Source organism: Streptomyces sp. AM6-12, assembly GCF_044327085.1.
Taxonomy (GTDB): domain Bacteria; phylum Actinomycetota; class Actinomycetes; order Streptomycetales; family Streptomycetaceae; genus Streptomyces.
This window is the reverse complement of record NZ_JBIQWN010000002.1, coordinates 1015012-1034602: the sequence shown is the minus strand read 5'-3', so window position 1 is coordinate 1034602 and position 19591 is coordinate 1015012. Positions and strand designations below refer to the sequence as shown.

At 70.7% G+C, this 19591-nt stretch carries 19 protein-coding genes and 1 pseudogene; 10 read left to right on the top strand and 10 right to left on the bottom strand.

The features are described from left to right. Positions 1 to 75 precede the first annotated feature (75 nt). A complete protein-coding gene (locus ACE4Q9_RS33060) occupies positions 76 to 921 on the bottom strand; it encodes a class I SAM-dependent methyltransferase (protein WP_397988180.1) in 846 nt (281 codons plus the stop codon). A 1020-nt stretch (positions 922 to 1941) separates the two neighbouring features. Between ACE4Q9_RS33060 and ACE4Q9_RS33055 the strand changes: the two genes are divergently transcribed. From ACE4Q9_RS33055 to ACE4Q9_RS33020, 8 genes and pseudogenes are all read left to right on the top strand, one after another. Continuing rightward, on the top strand, positions 1942 to 2484 hold the full coding sequence (locus tag ACE4Q9_RS33055) for a DUF4232 domain-containing protein (protein ID WP_397988179.1): 543 nt from the start codon (positions 1942 to 1944) through the stop codon (positions 2482 to 2484). A gap of 670 nt (positions 2485 to 3154) precedes the next feature. After that, positions 3155 to 3361, top strand: a complete 207-nt coding sequence (locus ACE4Q9_RS33050) for a hypothetical protein (protein WP_397988178.1) — start codon at positions 3155 to 3157, stop codon at positions 3359 to 3361. A gap of 68 nt (positions 3362 to 3429) precedes the next feature. After that, positions 3430 to 4137 (top strand): class I SAM-dependent methyltransferase, encoded by a 708-nt coding sequence (locus tag ACE4Q9_RS33045; RefSeq protein WP_397988304.1) that lies wholly within the window; start codon positions 3430 to 3432, stop codon positions 4135 to 4137. A gap of 543 nt (positions 4138 to 4680) precedes the next feature. Further along, entirely contained in the window at positions 4681 to 5292 is a 612-nt protein-coding gene (locus ACE4Q9_RS33040) for a dihydrofolate reductase family protein (RefSeq protein WP_397988177.1), read from the top strand. Between the two features lie 276 nt (positions 5293 to 5568). Beyond that, positions 5569 to 5724: a transposase gene (locus ACE4Q9_RS33035; protein WP_397988176.1), complete on the top strand. Its 156-nt coding sequence runs from the start codon at positions 5569 to 5571 to the stop codon at positions 5722 to 5724. A gap of 2 nt (positions 5725 to 5726) precedes the next feature. After that, a pseudogene (locus ACE4Q9_RS33030) lies at positions 5727 to 6955 on the top strand (FAD-dependent oxidoreductase). A 31-nt stretch (positions 6956 to 6986) separates the two neighbouring features. Continuing rightward, positions 6987 to 8123: an aldehyde dehydrogenase family protein gene (locus ACE4Q9_RS33025; protein WP_397988175.1), complete on the top strand. Its 1137-nt coding sequence runs from the start codon at positions 6987 to 6989 to the stop codon at positions 8121 to 8123. Beyond that, on the top strand, positions 8104 to 8721 hold the full coding sequence (locus ACE4Q9_RS33020) for a hypothetical protein (RefSeq protein WP_397988174.1): 618 nt from the start codon (positions 8104 to 8106) through the stop codon (positions 8719 to 8721). Before ACE4Q9_RS33025 ends, ACE4Q9_RS33020 begins: the two co-directional genes overlap by 20 nt. A 176-nt stretch (positions 8722 to 8897) precedes the next feature. Here ACE4Q9_RS33020 and ACE4Q9_RS33015 read toward each other — a convergent pair whose 3' ends face one another. Both ACE4Q9_RS33015 and ACE4Q9_RS33010 read right to left on the bottom strand, forming a co-directional pair. After that, positions 8898 to 9473, bottom strand: a complete 576-nt coding sequence (locus ACE4Q9_RS33015) for a hypothetical protein (protein ID WP_397988173.1) — start codon at positions 9471 to 9473, stop codon at positions 8898 to 8900. Between the two features lie 354 nt (positions 9474 to 9827). Next, positions 9828 to 10235, bottom strand: coding sequence for a hypothetical protein (locus ACE4Q9_RS33010; protein ID WP_397988172.1), 408 nt, complete (start codon positions 10233 to 10235; stop codon positions 9828 to 9830). Between the two features lie 615 nt (positions 10236 to 10850). Between ACE4Q9_RS33010 and ACE4Q9_RS33005 the strand changes: the two genes are divergently transcribed. Further along, positions 10851 to 11528, top strand: a complete 678-nt coding sequence (locus tag ACE4Q9_RS33005; protein WP_397988171.1) for a hypothetical protein — start codon at positions 10851 to 10853, stop codon at positions 11526 to 11528. A gap of 1020 nt (positions 11529 to 12548) precedes the next feature. On the opposite strand, the gene ACE4Q9_RS33000 is transcribed toward ACE4Q9_RS33005, so the two are convergent. From ACE4Q9_RS33000 to ACE4Q9_RS32985, 4 genes are all read right to left on the bottom strand, one after another. Then, entirely contained in the window at positions 12549 to 12791 is a 243-nt protein-coding gene (locus tag ACE4Q9_RS33000) for a hypothetical protein (RefSeq protein ID WP_397988170.1), read from the bottom strand. Between the two features lie 336 nt (positions 12792 to 13127). Then, positions 13128 to 13724, bottom strand: coding sequence for a TetR/AcrR family transcriptional regulator (locus ACE4Q9_RS32995; RefSeq protein ID WP_397988169.1), 597 nt, complete (start codon positions 13722 to 13724; stop codon positions 13128 to 13130). Positions 13725 to 13826: 102 nt separating this feature from the next. Then, positions 13827 to 15218 (bottom strand): amidase, encoded by a 1392-nt coding sequence (locus ACE4Q9_RS32990; RefSeq protein WP_397988168.1) that lies wholly within the window; start codon positions 15216 to 15218, stop codon positions 13827 to 13829. After that, positions 15215 to 15415, bottom strand: a complete 201-nt coding sequence (locus ACE4Q9_RS32985) for a hypothetical protein (RefSeq protein ID WP_397988167.1) — start codon at positions 15413 to 15415, stop codon at positions 15215 to 15217. The genes ACE4Q9_RS32990 and ACE4Q9_RS32985 overlap by 4 nt, the downstream gene beginning before the upstream one ends. Positions 15416 to 15632: 217 nt before the next feature. Here ACE4Q9_RS32985 and ACE4Q9_RS32980 point away from each other — a divergent pair, with 217 nt between their 5' ends. After that, a complete protein-coding gene (locus ACE4Q9_RS32980) occupies positions 15633 to 16538 on the top strand; it encodes an MBL fold metallo-hydrolase (RefSeq protein ID WP_397988166.1) in 906 nt (301 codons plus the stop codon). 541 nt (positions 16539 to 17079) lie between these two features. Here ACE4Q9_RS32980 and ACE4Q9_RS32975 read toward each other — a convergent pair. The 3 genes from ACE4Q9_RS32975 to ACE4Q9_RS32965 form a co-directional block, all read right to left on the bottom strand. Then, complete coding sequence (locus tag ACE4Q9_RS32975; protein ID WP_397988165.1) at positions 17080 to 17313, bottom strand: non-oxidative hydroxyarylic acid decarboxylases subunit D; 234 nt, start codon at positions 17311 to 17313, stop codon at positions 17080 to 17082. Positions 17314 to 17386: 73 nt separating this feature from the next. Further along, on the bottom strand, positions 17387 to 18814 hold the full coding sequence (locus ACE4Q9_RS32970) for a non-oxidative hydroxyarylic acid decarboxylases subunit C (RefSeq protein WP_397988164.1): 1428 nt from the start codon (positions 18812 to 18814) through the stop codon (positions 17387 to 17389). Between the two features lie 102 nt (positions 18815 to 18916). Then, positions 18917 to 19507, bottom strand: a complete 591-nt coding sequence (locus ACE4Q9_RS32965) for a non-oxidative hydroxyarylic acid decarboxylases subunit B (protein ID WP_397988163.1) — start codon at positions 19505 to 19507, stop codon at positions 18917 to 18919. Positions 19508 to 19591: the final 84 nt, after the last annotated feature.

Sequence of the window (19591 nt, the reverse complement as noted above, 5' to 3'; positions counted from 1 at the left end):
GGGACTGCGCTCAAGGCTCGCGGAGGTGCACGGACCTGGGCGGCCGACCGCTCCCGGAGCTGTCAGACCGCAGGTCTACCCTGTCGGCTGCACTGGCTTGCGGCCCCATACGGAGACGGCGTGCATGCCGAGTTCCACGAAGTCCGGATCGTCGATCAAGGACAGCGCCGCGTCCAGCTCGTCTGCCAGAGGGACGCTGCTCCGGGCCTGGAAATCGCGGAGTTGGGCGAACGACAGGCGCCAGAACTCATCTGCGGGGCCGCCGTCACCGATCATCACCGGCTGCACCTCCGTGCCGTCCAAGGTGAAGCCGCCGTCGGTCACCAAGGCTTGCAATCGCCGGCCCAGACGGAGATCGCTGCCCTGCGAGAGCCCAAGGGTGCGCTCGGCGACGTGCAGACCCCGACGCATCACCGGGTGGGGCAGGACATCGGCGGGTCCCAGATCGAGATCCTCGACCAGGACGAGACCGCCGGGCCTCAGCCACCCCGCCATGGCAGCCAACACTCGCGCGGGGTCAGCCAGATGACACAGGAGCATTCGGGCGTGGATCACGTCGAAGGAGCCGGCGGGAAAGCCGTCCTCGGTCACATCGTGGCGGAGGATGGTGATGCGCTCCTCGGCCGCGAGGTCCTCGAAGAAGCGGGTGTCGGTATCCGTCGCGGTGACGTCACCACTCGGGCAGAGCCGGGCCAACATCCGGGCCACCGACCCGGCGCCCGCCCCGACTTCCAGGCAGCGGGCCGTGGGGGGCACGCCTGCTTGTCTCAGGCAGTGCTCGGTGAACGGGTCCCACAGGTCCTCCAGTGCACGCAGCCGACCCCACTCACCGGTCCTCTGATGGCCGAAAGCTCCGGCCTTGTAGCCGGGTGCCGCGTCGGACCGGGGTCGGCGCTGGGGCGTGAGTTCGAGTCGGGTCAACGATGGGCCTCCGTGGCTCAAGTATGGAATGTGCTGGTCGCAGCCACTTGTTCCTGGCCGCTACGCGGACGGTCCCTCCCGGCCGGCTGCGAGCTTTTCGGGTCTCGTGCTCACGGCCGGTGCCTCTTGCGGTGATCGAGGCCACCGACCGCCTGCCGATCCCCCGGTCCCCGGTCCCCGGTATCGGACGCGTGCGGCCGACCGTCACGCATGGCGGGCTCCTTGGGTTTCCGGGGGCGGCCCACGATCCGCAGTAGATCATCGCTGGCCCAAACGATCAACCCGTACCAGAGTCGGCTGCGGGCGGCAGGTCTTCCACGAGCAAGGCGTCGTCGGCGGCGGCCCGCAGCTCCCGGCGGGGTTCACGCCGGCGATCCACCGGCGCCGGCCCGGAAGATGCCGGGGTGACCGGCAAGTCGCTGCGGAGACGGGTGCGTCGGGCCGATGAGCACGCAGGCCGCGCTCACGGCCACGGCGACCGGGTCCGGCTGCGCGCGGAGAACGGCCGGCTGTGCAAGACGGAGGAGTGGCAGTTCGGGGCGGGAGGTCCTGCGCCGGGCAGCGGCGTACTTCGCCCAGGAGATGAAGTGGAGACCTGCCGCTCAGACTTCGGATATACCGGGCCCTTCCTGGGTCGCGCGCTCGGCCCACCCGACGGGGGCCCGGGTGTTGCCGCTCGCGCTGAACACGGCCGGCTCCATGGAGTTCCGGTAGCCATGCCGGTTCACCAGGTTCGTCGCGTTTCACAGGAGCAGTTGTCGCCGATCATCAACTCGCCTGCGGCTTATGGCGGCGGGGCGCGGAGGGGTTGGTGGCGAGGGAGCCTCCCCGGCCGGCTCGAGGAACCTGCGGGTCACGTGTGCCGGCGGCTCGGGTGCGAGGCGGTCCCATGCCCCCGCCGTACCCGTGGAAAAGGTTGCCCGGCGCACCGAACCTTCGCCGGACATCGAGCGTCTCCAGGTGCGGGGGTGCGCACTGACCTCGCGCACCGAGTCGTACTCGAGGGGAAACCAACACGTCATGAACACCAAACTGACCACCGTGGCCCTTGCGGCGGTCGTCGCCGCCGGTACCGCCGTCGCCGCCGTCCCGGCCTCGGCCGCCACCGCCAAGGCCGCGCCGACGCGTTGCCACACCGCCGACCTGAAGGCCGGTTTCGCCACCGGGGACGACGCGAAGCCGGAGATGGGGCGGACCGGGAAGCAGACGCAGGCGTTCATCTGGTTCACCAACAAGAGTAACCGCACCTGCACCCTGTCCGGCTTCGCCGGTGTCGACATGGTCGGCGCGCAGAAGACCGACGGCACCTGGTCCCTGGTGCGCTCCTCCAAGAAGCCCACGAAGATCACCCTGGGGCGCGGAGGCACGGCGGACTTCAGCGTCACCCTGCTCCCCGTCGCCAAGTCCACGCCGCTTAAGGAGAAGTTCGTCCCGGCGAAGTTCCTGGTCACCCCGCCGAACGAGACGACGCACTTCACCCTGAAGTGGCCGTTCGGCGGCCAGATCCTGAAGCAGGACGGCGCCACCCGACCGGGCACCTACCTCAACCCCGTCGGACAGTAACTCCACGCGGCCGGGTTCGGAGCTCCAAGAGGGCTTTGACCGCGCGGCGCTCGTCCCTCGCCCGGTGACCCTCGGCGTCTTGCTCCAGCGGCCGGGGAAGGCCGGAGGCCCTGCCCGTCGACGGCCGCTCCGTGCGGGCCGCTGGGCCAATCCGGTCGAGGCCCACTTCGCCGCCGGCGTGGCGGACTGGCTGTGTGCGGCGCGGTCCGTCGCTCAGGGCCTCGACGTCGATGCGGGTGTCGAGTGGCCGCAGCGGGAAGGCTTCGGCCCACGGCCGAGGTGTGCCGGGCAGGGCAGCGGCTGCCCGGTTCGGGGTCTGGCAGGACGTGGAAACCGGCTTGTCCGGGGTCTGCGACGGCCGCCTCCACTTCCTCGACAACTTTCAGCAGCGCCGAAGCAGACTTGGTACGCCCTTCGTCGGAGGCAAGCTGGGTCGGCCACTCGTGGGCGATGGTCGCCGCCAGGCCGTTGGCGAGGGCCGTGTCGAAGGCCCCGGCGGCCACCGCCGGCGTGGGGGCCAGCTCCGGGTCGGCGGTGCACTTGGCGTAGGTCTCCGCCCGCTCGCTCTGCATGGCGCCACCTTCCAGGAGCAGCGCCAGGACGCCGCAGGCTCTTCTCAGAGAACGGTGCCCGCCCTGGCCTGACGGGGTTCGTCGAGAACGTGCACGCCGTGATCCACGTAGTCGCAAAAGAGTTCGATGTGCCGGAGATGGAGCTGACGGTGGGGCTGACCGGCGACATCACGGCGTCGGTCCGCGCACACAGCCGCATCGAACGGGACTTCACCGCTGAGCGGTCCGGCGGCATCGTGAAGGGCAGGACGATCATGCTCATTCCAGCCGCCCGGCGTGGCTGGTGTGACCGAGCGCCGCGGTAGGCCGGTCTGAGTGCCACAGTTGACCAGCCACGTGCCCTGAGCCAGAAGGAGTGAGCCTGGTGAACCCGATGGTGCAACCGAACGGAGGCGCGATCCAGTGGCTGGATCGAGTGGCCGCCGTACGCCGCGAACTCATCGAGCACGGACCGCCGCGGCGTCCCGACGGCGCTCCGGACTTCGCCACCGTCACGCTGCCGGAGCGCGACTGCGATGGGGTACGTGACCTCCTGGTGGAAGAGCGAGTCGGCACGGTCGTGGAGATCGGGCTCGCCTACGCCGGCTCGGCACTGGCGATCAGTGAGGCGCTGCTGCGCACCGGTTCACGGAACCCGCGGCATGTGGTGATCGACCCGTTCCAGTACACGGTGTACGACGGTGTCGGGTGGGAGCTGCTGCACAGCGCCGGCTTGGACGGAGTCGCCGAGCTGGTGACGGCACCGTCGCAGCGCTTCCTTGCCCGGGCGGCCGACGCGGGCTTCGCCGCGGACGCAGCGTTCGTCGACGGCAGTCACCACTTCCACAACGTGTTCGTCGACCTCCATTTTCTGGGCGAGATCGTGCGACCTGGCGGCATCGTGCTGCTCGATGATGTCTGGTGGCCATCGGTCAGCGCTGCCGTGGCGTATTTCGAGACCAATCTGGGGTGGCGTCCGATACCGGGCGCGCTGGCCGACGGGACCACCGACCCGGCCAGCGGTCGGGCGCGGACCGGCGCCTACCGGCTGCCCGATCCCCGCCCGACGCCCGGCTTCAGGGAGTTCCAGCCGTTCTGCTGACGCGGGTGGGGGGCCCTCTGTCGGTCCCCGTTGCAGGGCATCCGCGCGAGCCTCAGCCTCGGGGGTGCAAACTCACCGAGCGTGATCGCTTCGAAGGGCAGCACGCGCACGTCCCGGCCCATCGGCTCCTAGGTGACGGAGGGGACGGCGCCGACGCTGCCGCCCACCGCCGTCACCGGCCGCCTCGCCCCGAGCGGATCGCCGATGGTCTGGCCCCCGCTGGCCTCATCGATGGACGGTCTCTCTGACCACGGTGCGTGGCAATCCCCTACTCGGCGCGGTGGGCCGGACGGTGCGCCACCGTCTCTGCTCGACGGCGTCGAGGTCGGCCTCCCACTTCTGCGACCAGTGTTTGCGGCCCTTACCGGTCGGGTCCAAACTCATGTAGGGCGTGGCGAGTATCCGCCTGATCGTGACGCAGCCAAACCTTCAACGGATCCGCGGTGCTGCGATGAGTTTCGTCGCCGCTACCAGTCTCTACGTATGTCGTGCGGCCCGACTACCTCACGACAACCCGAAACTGCTGCTTTCAGAGAGAAGCTGATGTCCGACACCACCTGCCACATGTCGATCTCCCTCGACGGCTTCGTCGCCGGTTCCGAGCAGAGTCGAGACAATCCGCTGGGCAAGCGCGGCCAAGAGCTGCATGGCTGGCATATCGGCGACCCGCGCGCGACCGAAGCCGACAAGACGGCCAAAAGCTGGCTGATGCGCCCGCGTGGCGCCTATGTCATGGGCCGAAACATGTTCGGGCCGATCCGAGGTGAGTGGAACGAGACGTGGGACGGATGGTGGGGCTCCGAGCCGCCCTACCACGCCCCGGTCTTCGTGCTCACTCACTACGCCCACGAGTCGATCAAGATGGAGGGGGGAACCACCTTCCACTTCGTCACCGAAGGCTTCGACGCCGCTTACGCACAGGCGCTCGAAGCCGCCGAGGGCAGGGGCGTGGACATCGCCGGCGGCGCTTCGACGGTACGACAGGCACTCAGCGCCGGCGTGATCGATGAACTCACCCTCGACATCGCACCCGTCCTACTCGGCGGCGGCGAGCGCCTGTTCGACGGCGTCGAGACCTTCGATTTCGAACCCGTCGAGGTGCTCCACTCACCGCTGACCACTCATATCCGTTACCGCAAACGCGACGTCGGCTGAACGGCAACCGGGCCCTCACTCATCTCAAGGGCGGCGACCTGCGCGGTCGCCGCCCCTTTGACGGGTACCGACAGGAGAGCAACGTCCTGGCCACCATCCTTGTCCGCTCGATGCGTCGCCCGATGTGCTGGGCTGGATACGTCTCGGCGTCGAAGGCCGGTGGACGACCGCCGACGCGGCCGGGCCGCAGATGGTGACCGACCTGGCCGGACGGCTGGGCGATGACAGCGCGGGTTCCGCGTCGAGCAGCTCGGCGACCGTGACGCCGTCCTGGTCGTGGGCGACGCGGGCTCCTTGAAGAAGGGGACGCGGTCGGCCGGGGTGCAACGGCATTGCTCCTGCACCGCCGGGCGGACGGAGAACTGCCAGGCCGGCGTCTTCCTCACCTACGCAACCGGCCGCGGGCGGACACTGATCGACCGGCGTCTGTAGCTGTGTGTCTGCCCGCCTCCTGGACCGACGACCGCGACAGGTGCCGCCGGGCCGGCATCGACGACGTCGGCTTCGAGACCAAGGTGGCCATGGCCAAGCCGATGGTCCGCAGCGGCAGCACGGCCGGGATCCCTTTCCGGTGGGTGACCGCAGATGCCGCCTACGGCTGCTCCAAGGGCCGGCGCTCCGAGCTGGAGCGGGCGGACGCCTCCCACGTCATGGCCACCACCCGGCACGACACCTGGTCACCTGAACCCGCTGGTACTGGCCGACGTCGGGCAGGCCCAGTACCGCCTGGACCGAACAACCCGGCAGGTCGCCGCGGGCGGCGCCGGGCGGGCCCCCGGCGCCGAGCGCCTGGACCGGCAGACGTTCGACACCTGGCTGCGCCGCACCGCGCGCACCGCGAACGGCCGCGCCTTCTTCCGGCTGGTCACCGAGGCCGTGTTCTCGGCGGAACCGGAGGACGTGTCCGCCCTGTGGGCCACCTGTTACGTCGGCTCCGCCGGAGGTCTGGACGCGCTGATCAACACCACTGGGGGCGCGCAGCAGGACCGGGTGGTACTGGAGGCGCCGGTCACCGACGTCGAATGGCGGGAGGGGGACGTGCGGGTGGTGACCCGTGGCGCCCAGTGGTCCGGGCACGCCGGGCGGTACTGGCGGTGCCGCCGCCGCTCGCGGCGCGGATCCGCTTCTCCCCAGGGCTGCCCGGTGACCGGGACCAGTTGGTCCAGCGGATGCCGATGGGGCGTGTGATCAAGGTCAACGTGGCGTACGAGGAGCCGTTCTGGCGGCGCGAGGCGTTGAGCGGCCAGGCGAACAACAGCGAACGGCCGCTGGGGACGGTGCTGGACAACACGCCGTTCGACGGCTCGTGCGGTGTCCTCGTCGGGTTCCTGGAGGGCCGGCACGCCGACGTCTGTTCCCGTATGGATCCCGGTGAGCGCCGGTCCCAGGTGATCGGCGACCTCGTGGGCTACTTCGGTCCCAGGACGCGCGATCCGATCGCCTACATCGAACGCGACTGGGCCGAGGAGAGTACAGCCGCGGCTGCTACGGAGCCTTCGGTCCGCCCGGCACCCTCACCCGGTTCGGGCCGGCCCTGCGGCGGCCCGTCGGCCCCCTGCACTGGGCGGGCACCGAGACCGCCACCCGCTGGGCCGGCTACATCGACGGGGCCGCCGAATCCGGGCACCGCGTCGCCGCCGAGGTCCTGCCCGCTCTCCACTGACACCCACCGCCACAGTCAGCGAGGTCCCGTCATGAGCACCGACCCCACCACCCGCAGCTCCACCCCGGACATCGACGCCCTCCTCGCCCGGCTCGCCGCCGGCGAACGAACCCGGGCCCGCACCCCCCTGAAGGACCGGCGCCGTCTGCTCCTCGAGGTCGCCGCCACCACCGCCGCCGCAGCCGACCGCTGGGTGCGCACCGCCTGCCAGATCAAGCAGCTCCCGCCCGGCTCCCTGCTCACCGGAGAGGAGTGGATCAGCGGACCCTACGCCGTGCTCACCTACATTCAGGCCCTCCAGCACACCCTCCGCCGCCTGGAGAGCGGCACCGACGTCCTGGCCGACGCCCGTATCACCGCGGCCCCCGGCCGACGGCTCGCCGTCCGTGTCCTGCCCTACGACTCCTTCGACCGGCTGCTCATGGGAGGCTTCCACGCCGAGGTCTGGACCCGCCCCGGCGTCACCGAGAGGGAGCTGCGGGCCACGGCGGGCCTCGGGCAGCGAAGCCCGGAACGGATACGCGGCACAACCCTGGTCCTCGGCGCCGGTAACATCACGTCCATCCCCCCGCTCGACGTGCTGTACCAGCTCTACGCCGAGAACCGCACCACCGTCCTCAAGCTGAACCCCGTAACCGACCCCCTCGCCGACGTCTACCGGAGCGTCTTCCGCCCGTTGACCGACCGCGGCCTGGTGGAAATCGCCACCGGCGGCCCCGACCTCGGTGAGGCGCTCGCCCAGCACCCCGGCGTCACCGCCGTCCACATGACCGGCAGCGCAACCACTCACGACGCCGTCGCCTGGGGAACCGGCGAAAGCGCAAAGGCCGCCAAGGCCGCCGGCACCCCCAAGCTGGACAAGCCCATGACCAGCGAACTCGGCGGGGTCGCCCCGATCATCGTCCTCCCCGGGCCCTGGTCCAGCGCGGACCTGCAATACCAGGCCGAGCACGTCGCCACCATGCGGCTGCACAACAGCGGCTGCAACTGCATCGCCGGTCAGATCCTCCTTCTCAGCTCCCACTGGCCCCAGAAGGACGCCTTCCTCACCGCCCTGCGCCGCGCCCTCGCCACCGCGCCCAGCCTGGTACCCCGGCTGCTGCCAGACCCGGGTCCAAGACGCCCGCGACCTGCACCCCCACGCCGAGATGCCCGGCGGCACCCCTGAACGCACCCTCCTCACCGGCCTCGACCTCGACGACCCGACCGAATCCGCGTTCTCCACCGAGTACTTCGGACCCGTCCTCGGCGTCGCCGAACTGCCCGGTACCGGCGCCGCGTTCCTCGGCGCCGCCGTCGCCGCCGTCAATGACCGACTCCACGGAACCCTCGGCGCCCACCTCATCGCCCACCCCACCACGATCAAGGAACTCGGCTTCCGACTGCGCTACGGCACCATCGCCGTCAACGCCTGGACCGGCGTCGGCTACGCCACCCCCCGGGCCACCTGGGGCGCCTACCCCGGCCACACCCTCGACCGCATCCAGAGCGGCATCGGCGTCGTCCACAACGCCCTCCTGCTCGCCGGCACCGAACGCACCCTCGTCACCGGTCCCTTCCGGCCCGCACCCCGCTCGATCCTGCACGGTGAAGCGTCCATCTCCCCCAAGCCCCGTGGTTCGTCACCAACACCACGGCCACCCGGACGGGAAGACTTCTCACCGAATTCGCCGCCCACCCCCGCTGGGGGCCCTCCCCGCTCTCATCGCCTCCGCCGCCCGCGGCTGACACCCCCGTACCCACGGAGCAGCCGGCCTGTAGGTTGAAGCTCAATGATGGCGAGGTGCCAAATCAGCGCGGGTCGACGGGCTCCAGCGGCACGAAACCGTCGATCTCGATCGCCTTCTCGGTCGGCAGCGGGAGGTTGCTCAGGTCCTCGGTGACCGACAACGACGGTGTGCTGCGCGCCGGTGGTGGCCCGTTTCGCGCCGGACGAGCGCGGTCAGATTTCCTGGTCGCCGTAGGTGTAGGAGTAGTCCTCCGCGGGCTTGGCCATGTCCGCGGCGTAGGCGGCGCGTGCCTGCCGGTCCGCGTCGCTGATGTCCGGGTGTACGGGGGCTGTCCGAGGGGCCGGCCAGAACTGGATCAGGTGCCTCTCCCCGCGGTCGCCGGTGCCCGGCTCAAGGTCAGCGACATGGCAGTACAGACGCATCCGGACCCAGCCGTCGCCATCGGCAGACGCCTCGAGAGGGGGTTCCTCCTCGGGCCATGCGTCCCAGAAGTCGCCCTGCCCGATGGTGGCGACGCAGAGGGTAGGAGTGTCGGCGAGCAGGCTCATCTCCTCGGCTGGCCCCCATCCGTCACCACGCCCGGCACCGGGCGGGCTGTCGTGCAGCTGAACGGTCATCCGCAGGGTGCCCGTGTCGGTGGTGGGCAGGACGACGGCAGTGGCCGGCGTGGCGGGGCCGCAGCGCCACCCGAAAGGCATTTCGGTCGGGAACTCGTAGTCGTCGTCGAAGCCGATGAGGTAGCCGTTTTCGCCGAGGTCGACGGTGAACGTCGTCTCACGGATCAGCATGGGAAGCCTCCTTCCACGGAGCGAGTGCCCCGCTCCCGAGCATTTCCGGGAGCGGGGCACCTCGTCAGGCGTGACTTTGTGCGCGGTCGGGCGAGCACGTAGAAGGGATCGCCGTCCATGACGTGCATCTTGCCGCGCCACGCGGTGAAGCGTCCCCTGGGGCTTGCTCTCCTGGACCCTCCCAGTTGATTTCCCCCTGCTTGGCGGGAGATGGGTGCCGCCTTCGTGGGCGGAGGCGAACAACGTCCTCGGCAGCACGCATCGCCCGGTGTCGGGTCCTGTCCGAGCGGTTCGGTCCTCGGGAGACCGTCTACAGGCAGCGCTTCTGGGACGCGGTCGGGCGCGAACCGAAGCTCAGGGACACTGCGGCACGATGTGGTTGTGGAAGTGCCATGCGCCGTTGACGTACGGAGCGAAGGTCCACCACGGGTTGGTGTCTCTGTCGGTGACAGTGGCTCCCCCCGGAGGCGGGTAATTGACCTTCCAAGTGCGGTACCAGACGTCCCCGGCAGTGCCGACCTGGCCGGCGGAGACCCAGCAGTCGATCAACACCGAGCCGTCCTTGCTGTCGTCGGTGAGGCCCACCTTATTGGCGGGCGTGTCGTAGGGCTGCCAATAGACACCGACGTGATCGCCGGTGGTGATCACCGCCCAGTAGTCCGGTAGGTCGTCGCCGGCGTGGGCGCTGGTGGCGCTGCCGGCTAATCCGAGGACGGCGAGGGCGGTCGCGACGGAGGGGGCGAGCAGTCTGCGCAGTTTCATGATCGAACACCTTCTTGCCGAGAGGACGGATGGGTCCGCGAGATCATCGTGTCGAGCGCGCCGGGTTGGCCGAGGCCGGTACGCGTTCGCAAGCCACCCTAGGGCTGGCAATGCCTCGAGCGGCGTGGCAAGTTGCACAGTGAAGCCGGGGTTCCGGTGCCGCAGTGCACAGCGAGAGTGGAACCGGCTCGACCGCGTTCAGCACCGACCCGGCACTCACGACGCCTTCATGGTCGACATCGGGCTGGCCCTCGACGAACCAGCGGCGAACTCCCAGCGGATTGCAATTGTTCCGGCCGCTCCAAGCCATTCAGCACGAACGACACGGCGGCTCAACAGGCTTTCGAACCAGTCTGCGCACCGTAGGCCGAGGCCGTCGGCTGTGCCGGAGGACCGGAAGAATCCAGCCGCGCAGGATCTCCGATTCCGCTCGGGACGGGCGCGTCTCTCACAAGGCGAGAAACCGGTCGCAGAGGAGGTCAGCTTCTCCTCGATCGTAGGGTCGGCGGCCCGGAAGTGCAGTACGGCCTGGCCCTGGCCACGGGCGCGGCGGCTGCCGGGGTATTGCGGCGGCGCCCTCCCGTCCGGCACGCTGACCGCATGGGGGGCGGCTGGGTGCGAAAGGCACTGTGGGGGCTGCTGTGGGCGGCGAGGTGCGCCGTGGCGGCCGCTGTTCCGGCGGCGCTCGCGCTGGTGTTCTCGTGGCTCCTGTTGGAGCTGTGGCGCGGCGGGCATCGCACCACCGTGCCCGTCCTGCTCCAACTGGGCGGATTCCCGTTCTACTTCGGCGCGATCGTGCTGACGGCCCGGTACGCAAGGCGGCAGTGGCGGAACCGATCCGGCCGCTGGAAGGCGGTGCTCTGCTGGGCCGGAACGGTGACCGCCATCGGTGGCTGGTTCGCCACCGTCCTGTCCGGCACCTCCGCGATCGATCAACGGGCGCTGCACGACCGCGGGGTGACGGCCACCGGCGTCATCACGAGAACCTGGTTCGACCAGGGCGACGGGGCGTCCCGGACCTCCTACTGCAACGTCCGTCTCGGCAACGGCACCACGCTCACCGTCGAGGGCGAAGGGCAGACGGGTAGAAGCGCGCAGGTCACCTACGACCCCCGAGGGAAGACGGATCCGCAGTTCGGCCATCGGCCCCCGGCACCGGACCCACTCCCCCTGGAGACATCCCGCGCCCTGCTGGTCCTCGGCTTCGCCCTGACCGCGGGCGCCGTCAGCGGCCCGCTCAAGGACACCACGGCCGGCACGGTGCCGCCCTGGGACGCGGCACCCGCCTCCTGAGGCCGCGCGTCTTTGCCCGAAGGCGCTCAGGACACCCGGGGGCTCGGGAGTGTCAGTGCGCCACAGCGGGGGAAGGTCGACGCGGCCCCGGCAACCGAGGTCGCGGCCTGCCGCACGTCCTGTGGATCGGGAAGAGGTGACGGGCTGGGCTCCCCCCTCCGCAGGTGCCCCGGGCTCCTGCCCTGGACCACACGGTCACGGACGCCCGCGCGGTTCGCCGCACCGACCACCTTGTCGCCACACACCGGCCAGTGCTGCCGGACACCAGTACACACCCACGGGCCGAGCCAGCGACACACCACGTCCGTCATCTGGCGGTCACGACCCCCAGTGCCGGTTAATGGGCCCTGTTGAGGCGTGAGTTGAGCAGCGGGGCCGGTCCCGCCGCGCCCAGCGACTCGAAGACGGCGAGCGACGCGGTCCCGTCGCCGCCGCTGGCGTTCAGCGCCGCGGCCACCGGGGCGCTGACGTCCGGGTCGACCCAGTCGGCCGCGGGGCGGTGGCGGAAGCCTCGGAAGGCACCAAGCTGTGGGCGGTGCTGCCCTGGTGATGGTCGGGACCGGCGGATCGAGGGCCGCAAGGCAGCGGTGGCGGGCCCGGCGGCTCTCACTTTGCTGTGCGAGAGCTTTCAGAACCTTCCCACGGCGCGGCGCCGACTGCTGCTGCTCCTCATCGCTCATGCTGACGGGTCGGCCGGCGTCGGCCGGGCAGGGTGCCGCCGAAGACACCTGGTCGTAGAACCCGGCATGCCGACCGATGCCGTGCAACGGGAGCGGGGCGTCGGGCGGATGCGCCGTTTCGGGACGAAGTCTTCGCGGCCCGTGGGACGCGCACGGACACCGACTACACGCAGATGCCCCAGACTTCTGCCTGGGGCATCGCGCTGAGCCTTCCTTACGTTGAGCGCAGAAGGCTCGTCGCCTGCGGCGCGTCGTCGGCGTTCCCCCTGCCGACGTCGCAGGCGTCACTGTGCGCTCTCATCGAGTGCGACCGCTTCGGTCACATCTGATGCGCCAAGGGTCAGTTGGCGTAGTAGGGGGTCAACTCCCAGGAGTTGCCGCCTTCGTCCTCCATGCAGGCGAATCCCACGATCGTCCCGTGGGCCTGAAGGGCGTTGCCCCAGTTGGTGCATTCCTGGAGGGGGCCCTTGCCGGGTATGTCCGCGCCCTGCCGCGGCGTCGCCTGAGCCGCGCCGGCAGCGATGCCGGAGAACATCAGGACGCCGGCACCGACGACTACCGCCTTCTTGAGGGTGTTGCGCATTCTTCACTCCATTTCTGTCTGTGGGCACACGCGCCGCAGGCGCGTGGCTGCTGGGCGCGGGCAGGCGCGAGCCACCACCGATCGCCACGCTTCGGGCCACGGTGGTGAAGCCCCTGCGAAGCATGGCGGGCGCCCGGACCTCACACCCGGCGCGGCCACACGTCTGCGACCGCACAAAACACTTCTGCGCCAGGGGAGTTCCCCAGGCATCCGCAGTTCATCACACCGGAACCCACTTGATCACAGGTCATAGATGCTTGTTACACACTTCTGACAAGCCGCAGGACGACTCGGACCCGGACCGCACGTTTTGTCACCGAACAGGTAGGTGGAGAATCACTGCCGGGAGGCACGCGCCTGCCGGGCGCCCGCTGCGGAGGCGTCGAGGAGGTCGGTCACGAGTCGGCGGGCGTATGCGGCGTCGAGGCCGGCCGGGCGGAAGAGGATGCGGTACATCATGGGGGCGACCACGCGGTCGATGACCGCCTCGGTGTCGGGAGTGTTCTCCCCGCGGTGGACCGCACGGGCGAGGATGGTGTCGATCTGCTCGGCGGCGTAGGCCGAGCACCGGCCTGCGTTGCTGCCGTCCGGATCGCCCAGCAGGGCGTCTCGGCTGTAGGCGCGGCCCGAGCCGGACGCCATCTCGTCGAGGAACTGTTCGGCCCAGTCCGTGAGGTCGGACCGCAGGTCGCCGTGGTCTTCCGGCTCGCCGTCGGGGCGCAGTCGTTCCACCGCGACGTCCGACAACAGTTCGGCCAGGTCTCCCCAGCGGCGGTAGATCGTCGACGGGGTGACGTCGGCGCGCTGGGCGACCAGTGGGACGGTCAATGCGTCGCGCCCCAACTCCGCCAGGAGTTCACGTACGGCGGAGTGCACCGCAGCCTGGACCCGGGCGCTGCGCCCGCCCGGGCGCGTCATCTGCTTGCGACTCATGGCACCAGTTTAAAGCGCAGGATTTGCGTTTAGGGGTGCGGGCGGCATGGGGATCACCTGCTGCCCAGGGCCGCTCGGGGTGGGCTCGGAAGACTTCCGCCCTCAGGCGGCCTGCGCGAGCGCACGGGCGGGCTGGGTCCGCTCGTAGGCGTGGCCGACCCGCAGCAGCGTCCGTTCGCCGAGCGGTCGGCCGATCAGCTGCATGCCGATGGGCATGCCCGCCGGGTCGTGGCCGACGGGGACGGACAGGGCGGGCAGGCCGGTGATGTTGGCCGGGGCGGAGAGGCGGACGTAGGGGTCGGAGACGCTCTCGACCGTGCCGTCGGGCCAGGTGACGGTCTCCTGGCCGGCCGGGACCGCGGTCATCGGGACGGCCGGGGCGACGATCATGTCGACCTCCTCCAGGAGGCGGGCCCATGCGTCGCGCATCAGCGTCCGGGCGCGCTGGGCGCGCAGGTAGTCGCCCGCGCTCATCAGTTCGCCGGCCTCCAGGAGGATGCGCACGTCCGCCTGGTAGAGCTCGGGGACGGTGCGCAGGGTTCGCTCGTGGTAGGCGGTGGCCTCCGGCACCATCAGGCCCCACTGGGTGGCCTGGAGGTAGCGGGTCATCGGGATGTCGACCTCGATCAGCCGGGTGCCCAGCGCCTCCAGTTCTGCGACGGCTTGGTGGACGGCGGCCGCGACCTCCGGGTCGACGTGGTCGAAGTAGTAGTTGCCCGGCACGCCGACGCGCACGCCCGTCAGGTCCGGCTCCTGTTCCGGCCGGTGGTCGACGGCGGGGGTGACCAGCGAGGCGGGGTCGCGCGGGTCGTGCCCGGCGAGGGCAGCCAGGACCAGGGCCGCGTCCTCGACGGTGCGGGTGAGCGGCCCGACGTGGTCGAGCGACCAGGACAGCGAGGTGACGCCGTGGCGGGGCACCAGCCCGTAGGTGGGCTTGAGGCCGACCACGCCGTTCAGCGCGGCGGGAACCCGGATCGACCCGCCGGTGTCGGTGCCGAGGGCGAAGGTCGCCGCCCCGGCGGCCACCGCGACGGCGGACCCGCCGCTGGAGCCTCCGGCGACCCGGCCGTTGTCCCAGGCGTTGCCGGTCTGCGGGGTGGTCAGACCGTAGGCGAACTCGTGGGTGTGCGTCTTGCCGACCAGGACCGCGCCGGCCGCCCGCAGCCGGGCGGCGACCGTGCTGTCGGTGGTCGCGCGGTGGCCGGCGCGGACGCGGGAGCTGGCGGTGGTGGGCATGTCGGCGACGTCGATCAGGTCCTTGAGGCCGGCCGGGACACCGTGCAGCGGCCCGCGGAACACACCACGGACCGCTTCCCGCTCGGTCGTGCGGGCCGCGCTGCGGGCCTGCTCCGCCGCGACCGTGACGTAGGCCCTGACCCGGGGATCCACCTGGCCGATGCGATCGAGGACGGAGTCGACGAGCTCGACGGGGGACAGCCGCCGTTCCCGGATCTCGTTCGCGGCGGCGGCGAGGGTCAGCTCATGCGGCTTCATCGCGCTTCTCCTCCCCCCACTCGATAGGCGGCGGCGGACGGGGTGTCCCCGAAGTCCAGCTCGCGCAGGACCGCGACGACGGAGTGGATGTGGTCGGCGGTGGCCGCCACAGCGGCGTGGCGGTCGTCGGGCAGGGGAAGTCCGGCCCGGGCGGCCCAACGGGCGGCCTCGGGCGGTGTGAGTTCGACGGAAGACACGGAGCCCTCATCTGGTCGGGACCGGGGCGCGGAACACCCCGTAAAAGCTAATGATTTGCTTTAGTTGGACGGTAGGTCCTATCGTCGCTTAAAGCAAATCCATTGCGTTTGCGGGGAGGAGTCCCATTACCCGGCCACCTGGGACGACGCCTCGTCCCGGCAGCCGCCCCGGTCACGCAGGCCGCTCCACCCTCCTCGTCAAAGGAAACAACAGACCATGCAGTCCCAGCCCTCCTCCACCGCCGCCGCGCCCTCCTGGACCGTGGGCCAGGCGACCGTCCACCGTATCGACGAGATCCCGCTGCCGCCCGCGACCGGACCGTGGCTGCTGCCCGACGCCACCCCCGAGGTGGTGGCCAGCCAGGACTGGCTGCTTCCCCACTTCGCCGATGCCGGCGGCGTCCTCCACCTCGACAGTCACAGCTTCGCCCTCGTGGTGGACGGGCTGCGCGTGCTCGTCGACACCGGTATCGGCAACGGGAAGCAGCGGGCCAACCCTGCCTGGCACGACCTGCGCACCGACTACCCGGAGCGCCTCACCGCGGTCGGATTCCCGCCGGAGGCCGTCGACCTGGTGATCCTCACCCACCTGCACGCCGACCACGTCGGCTGGAACACCCGGCAGATGGACGGCGCGTGGATCCCCACCTTCCCGGCCGCCCGCTACCTCACCGCCCGCGCCGAACGGGAGTTCTGGGCTGGATACGCCATGGACGAGGCGCGCCGCCAGATGTTCCGCGACTCGGTGATCCCGGTCGAGCGGGCCGGCCTGCTCGACCTGGTCGACGTCCCGGCCGACGGCGTGCAGATCACCCCGAGCCTGCGCCTGCTCCCGACTCCCGGCCACACCCCCGGCCATGTCGCCGTCGAACTGACCAGCCGGGGTGAGACGGCCCTGATCACCGGCGACTGCATCCACCACCCGGTCCAGCTCGCCCACCCCGCCATCGGCGCCTGCGTCGACATCGCTCCCCAGCAAGCCGAGGCCACGCGCCGCACACTGCTTGCCTCGCTCGCCGGCACCGACACCCTCCTGCTCGGCACCCACTTCGCCCCGCCCACCGCCGGCCGGGTCGTCGTCCACGGGGACGCCTACCGACTGCTGCCCGTGCCCACGGCCTGACCGGGGCCTCGGTTCCTGGAGGAAGCGGCGGACGACGAACCGCGGCTCCCGGTGTCGCCGGAGCGGTACGCCGGCGGCCGACCCGGCTTCTCGGCTCGGGTCCTGGCACATGCACGCCGAGGCCTTGTCGCACCGACCTGCCGACCAGCGGCGCCCGCCGCGACGAAGCCGCCGCAGACCAGACCGCCGGGGCCGCAGTGGCGGCAGCGGGTGCGGGAGCATACCTGCGGGGTCCGGAGGTCATGTGTGACCGGCTGCCCGTGGCTTCCGCATGTTTACGACGAAGCCCTGTGCGATCTCCGCTTCCCCAACACTGCCCGAAGCCGGGAGGCGGGCATGCCTCCTCACCGCTGCGCTCGTCCCGCAGCGGGTACAAGCAGCGTGCCGGCGGGGAGTCGGGGCGGGCCATCGGCTCCCGTCGTCGGTCGGGTCGGGGCACCGGGTGCCGTCGCCCTCGGGCTGTTGGTGGTACCCCAAGGGGGTGGGGAGCGGCTTCGTACGTCCGCTCGTCCGGGCTGGGCGGGCAGACGCCGTGTGCCTCTCAGGCAGGAGTGCGCAGCGGCGGCACCGCCGGGACCTCGGGAGCGGCCTCGATGTCGTCGGCGGTCAGCCGGAACTGCTCGGGATAGGCCTCGCGCCGGGTGCGGCGGGCCGGTTCGGTGGTGCGCCAGGTGTACAGACAGCGTCGGCACTGCAGGACGCCCCAGACGCCGGGGACGGGTGAGGAGTGCAGCGTCTCGACGGTCCCGAAGGCACAGCGGGGGCACACGGGCATGGGGGCTCTTCCTCTCGGAGGCGGGTGCCGGGGTTCTCGGCAGTGGATGTCGGGCGGGCGGACGCCGGGCGGCTCAGCCGCGCGCGGCCATGAGGTTCTGGATCCTGGTCACCCACTGGCGCGTCTCGGGCAGGTCCTTCGCCGGCGTCGAGAAGTTGCCGCGGACGTCGGGGGCGACCGGCGTGGTGGCGTCGATGATCATCTTGCTGGTGATGCCGGCGGGCTGCGCGGCGGGCGCCAGTTCGACGACCGGCAGGTTGGGCATGATCAGTACGTCGCCGGACGGGTTGACCTTCGCGGACACCGCCCACATGACCTGGGGAAGGTCGAACGGGTCCACGTCCTCGTCGACCACGATGACCGTGGTGATGTACCCCAGACCGTGCGGGGTGGTCATGGCGCGCATCGCGACCGCCTTGGCGAAGCCGCCGTAGCGTTTCCTGGTGGAGATGATGGCCAGCAGGCCGTGCGTGTACATGGCGTTGACGGCCTGGACCTCGGGGAACTCGGCACGCAGTTGCTTGAGCAGCGGGACACAGGTGTTGGGGCCGACCAGGTAGTCGCACTCGGTCCAGGGCATGCCCAGGTAGAGCGACTCGAAGACCGGGCGGGTGCGGTACGAGATCCGGTCGACGCGGATCACGGGCATCCGGCGGCCGCCGGAGTAGTGCCCGGTGAACTCACCGAACGGTCCCTCGATCTGGCGCTTGCGGCCCTCCACGACACCCTCGATCACGACCTCCGAACCCCAGGGCACGTCGAAGCCGGTGAGCGGGGCGGTGGCGATCGGCGCGGGGGCACCACGCAGGGCGCCCGCCATCTCGTACTCGCTCTGGTCGTAACGCATCGGCATGCCGGCCACGATGGCCATGACCGGGTCGTTGCCGAGGGTGATGGCGATCGGCAGGTCCTCGCCCCGTTCCTCGGCCTTGCGCAGATGCAGGGCGATGTCGTGGACGGGGACGGGCTGGATGGCCAGCCGGTCACGGCCGACGACCTCCAGTCGGTACGTGCCGACGTTCTGCTTGCCGAAGTTGCCGGGGTCCTCGGGGTCGCGCGAGACCACGGCGGCCTTGTCGAGGTAGAAGCCGCCGTCGCCGTCGTTGAGCCGGAACAGGGGCAGCACGGAGAAGAGGTCGACGTCGTCGCCCTCCTGGGTGTTGGCACGCCACGGCGCGTCCTCACGGCGTTCGGGCGGGACGGGGAACGCGTCCCAGCGCCGGGCGAACTCGGCCACCTGCTCCTTGACCGGGGTGTGCTTGGGCAGGCCGAGGGCGAGCGCGTGGTTGGCCCAGGAGCCGTGCACGTTGAGGGCGATACGGGCGTCGGTGAAGCCCTTGACGTTGTCGAACCAGAGGGCGGGGGCGCCCTCTCCGATCCGGCCGGTGGCGTTGGCGGCGGCGGCCAGATCTGGTTCGGGGAGGACTTCCTCGCTGACCCGCAGTAGTTGCCCCTCCTCGTCGAGGGTGTCGAGGAAGGAGCGCAGATCGTCGTAAGGCATGGGTACTCCGTGGGAGGTCGCTGCGGAAGCGGGGGTGGGGGACGGCCGGTGCGTCGTCAGCAGACCGGCCGGTACGTCGTCAGGAGACCGGCCGGTACGTCGTCAGGAGGCCGGCCGCAGGGATCGGGCGGCACGCATCCCCTCCCACCGCTTGGCGGCCGGAGCGGGCAGGTCGAGCTGGTCGAGGAGACGCGCGACGACGTGGTCGACGATGTCGTCCACGGTCTGCGGATGGTTGTAGAAGGCGGGCATGGGCGGCACCATCCGGACGCCCATCCGCGACAGCGTCAGCATGTTCTCCAGGTGGATCTCGCTCAGCGGTGTCTCCCTGGGCACCAGCACCAGCGGGCGGCGTTCCTTGAGGACGACGTCCGCGGCCCGGCCGACCAGGCCGTCGGCGTAACCGGCGCGGATGCCGGCGAGGGTCTTCATCGAGCAGGGCACGATCACCATGCCGTCGGTGCGGAAGGAACCGGAGGAGATGACGGCTCCCTGGTCCTCGGGGCGGTGCACGACATCGGCCAGCTCACCGACCGCGTCCGCGGACAGGCCGGTCTCCAGCTCGATCGTGGTGCGCGCCCACCGGCTGAGGACCAGGTGTGTCTCCACCTCGGGCAGCTCGGCCAGGGTCTGAAGGAAACGGACACCGAGGACGGCACCCGTCGCCCCCGTCATTCCCACGATCAGTCTCATACGGCGGTCACCTCTCGCCCGTGCGGCGCTGACCTGCGCCGACGTAAACAGCCTAGGAGCGCGGGGACGGCAGGCGGCGGTAAG

Coding starts and splice junctions, on each gene's coding strand:
- ACE4Q9_RS33015 (WP_397988173.1), bottom strand. CDS start 9,473: ATGCTGATCCGTGAGACGACGTTCACCGTCGACCTCGGCGAAAACGGC.
- ACE4Q9_RS33000 (WP_397988170.1), bottom strand. CDS start 12,791: ATGCGCAACACCCTCAAGAAGGCGGTAGTCGTCGGTGCCGGCGTCCTG.
- ACE4Q9_RS33025 (WP_397988175.1), top strand. CDS start 6,987: ATGAGCACCGACCCCACCACCCGCAGCTCCACCCCGGACATCGACGCC.
- ACE4Q9_RS33010 (WP_397988172.1), bottom strand. CDS start 10,235: ATGAAACTGCGCAGACTGCTCGCCCCCTCCGTCGCGACCGCCCTCGCC.
- ACE4Q9_RS32965 (WP_397988163.1), bottom strand. CDS start 19,507: ATGAGACTGATCGTGGGAATGACGGGGGCGACGGGTGCCGTCCTCGGT.
- ACE4Q9_RS32980 (WP_397988166.1), top strand. CDS start 15,633: ATGCAGTCCCAGCCCTCCTCCACCGCCGCCGCGCCCTCCTGGACCGTG.
- ACE4Q9_RS32970 (WP_397988164.1), bottom strand. CDS start 18,814: ATGCCTTACGACGATCTGCGCTCCTTCCTCGACACCCTCGACGAGGAG.
- ACE4Q9_RS32995 (WP_397988169.1), bottom strand. CDS start 13,724: ATGAGTCGCAAGCAGATGACGCGCCCGGGCGGGCGCAGCGCCCGGGTC.
- ACE4Q9_RS33020 (WP_397988174.1), top strand. CDS start 8,104: ATGCCCGGCGGCACCCCTGAACGCACCCTCCTCACCGGCCTCGACCTC.
- ACE4Q9_RS33045 (WP_397988304.1), top strand. CDS start 3,430: ATGGTGCAACCGAACGGAGGCGCGATCCAGTGGCTGGATCGAGTGGCC.
- ACE4Q9_RS32990 (WP_397988168.1), bottom strand. CDS start 15,218: ATGAAGCCGCATGAGCTGACCCTCGCCGCCGCCGCGAACGAGATCCGG.
- ACE4Q9_RS33055 (WP_397988179.1), top strand. CDS start 1,942: ATGAACACCAAACTGACCACCGTGGCCCTTGCGGCGGTCGTCGCCGCC.
- ACE4Q9_RS33040 (WP_397988177.1), top strand. CDS start 4,681: ATGTCCGACACCACCTGCCACATGTCGATCTCCCTCGACGGCTTCGTC.
- ACE4Q9_RS32975 (WP_397988165.1), bottom strand. CDS start 17,313: ATGCCCGTGTGCCCCCGCTGTGCCTTCGGGACCGTCGAGACGCTGCAC.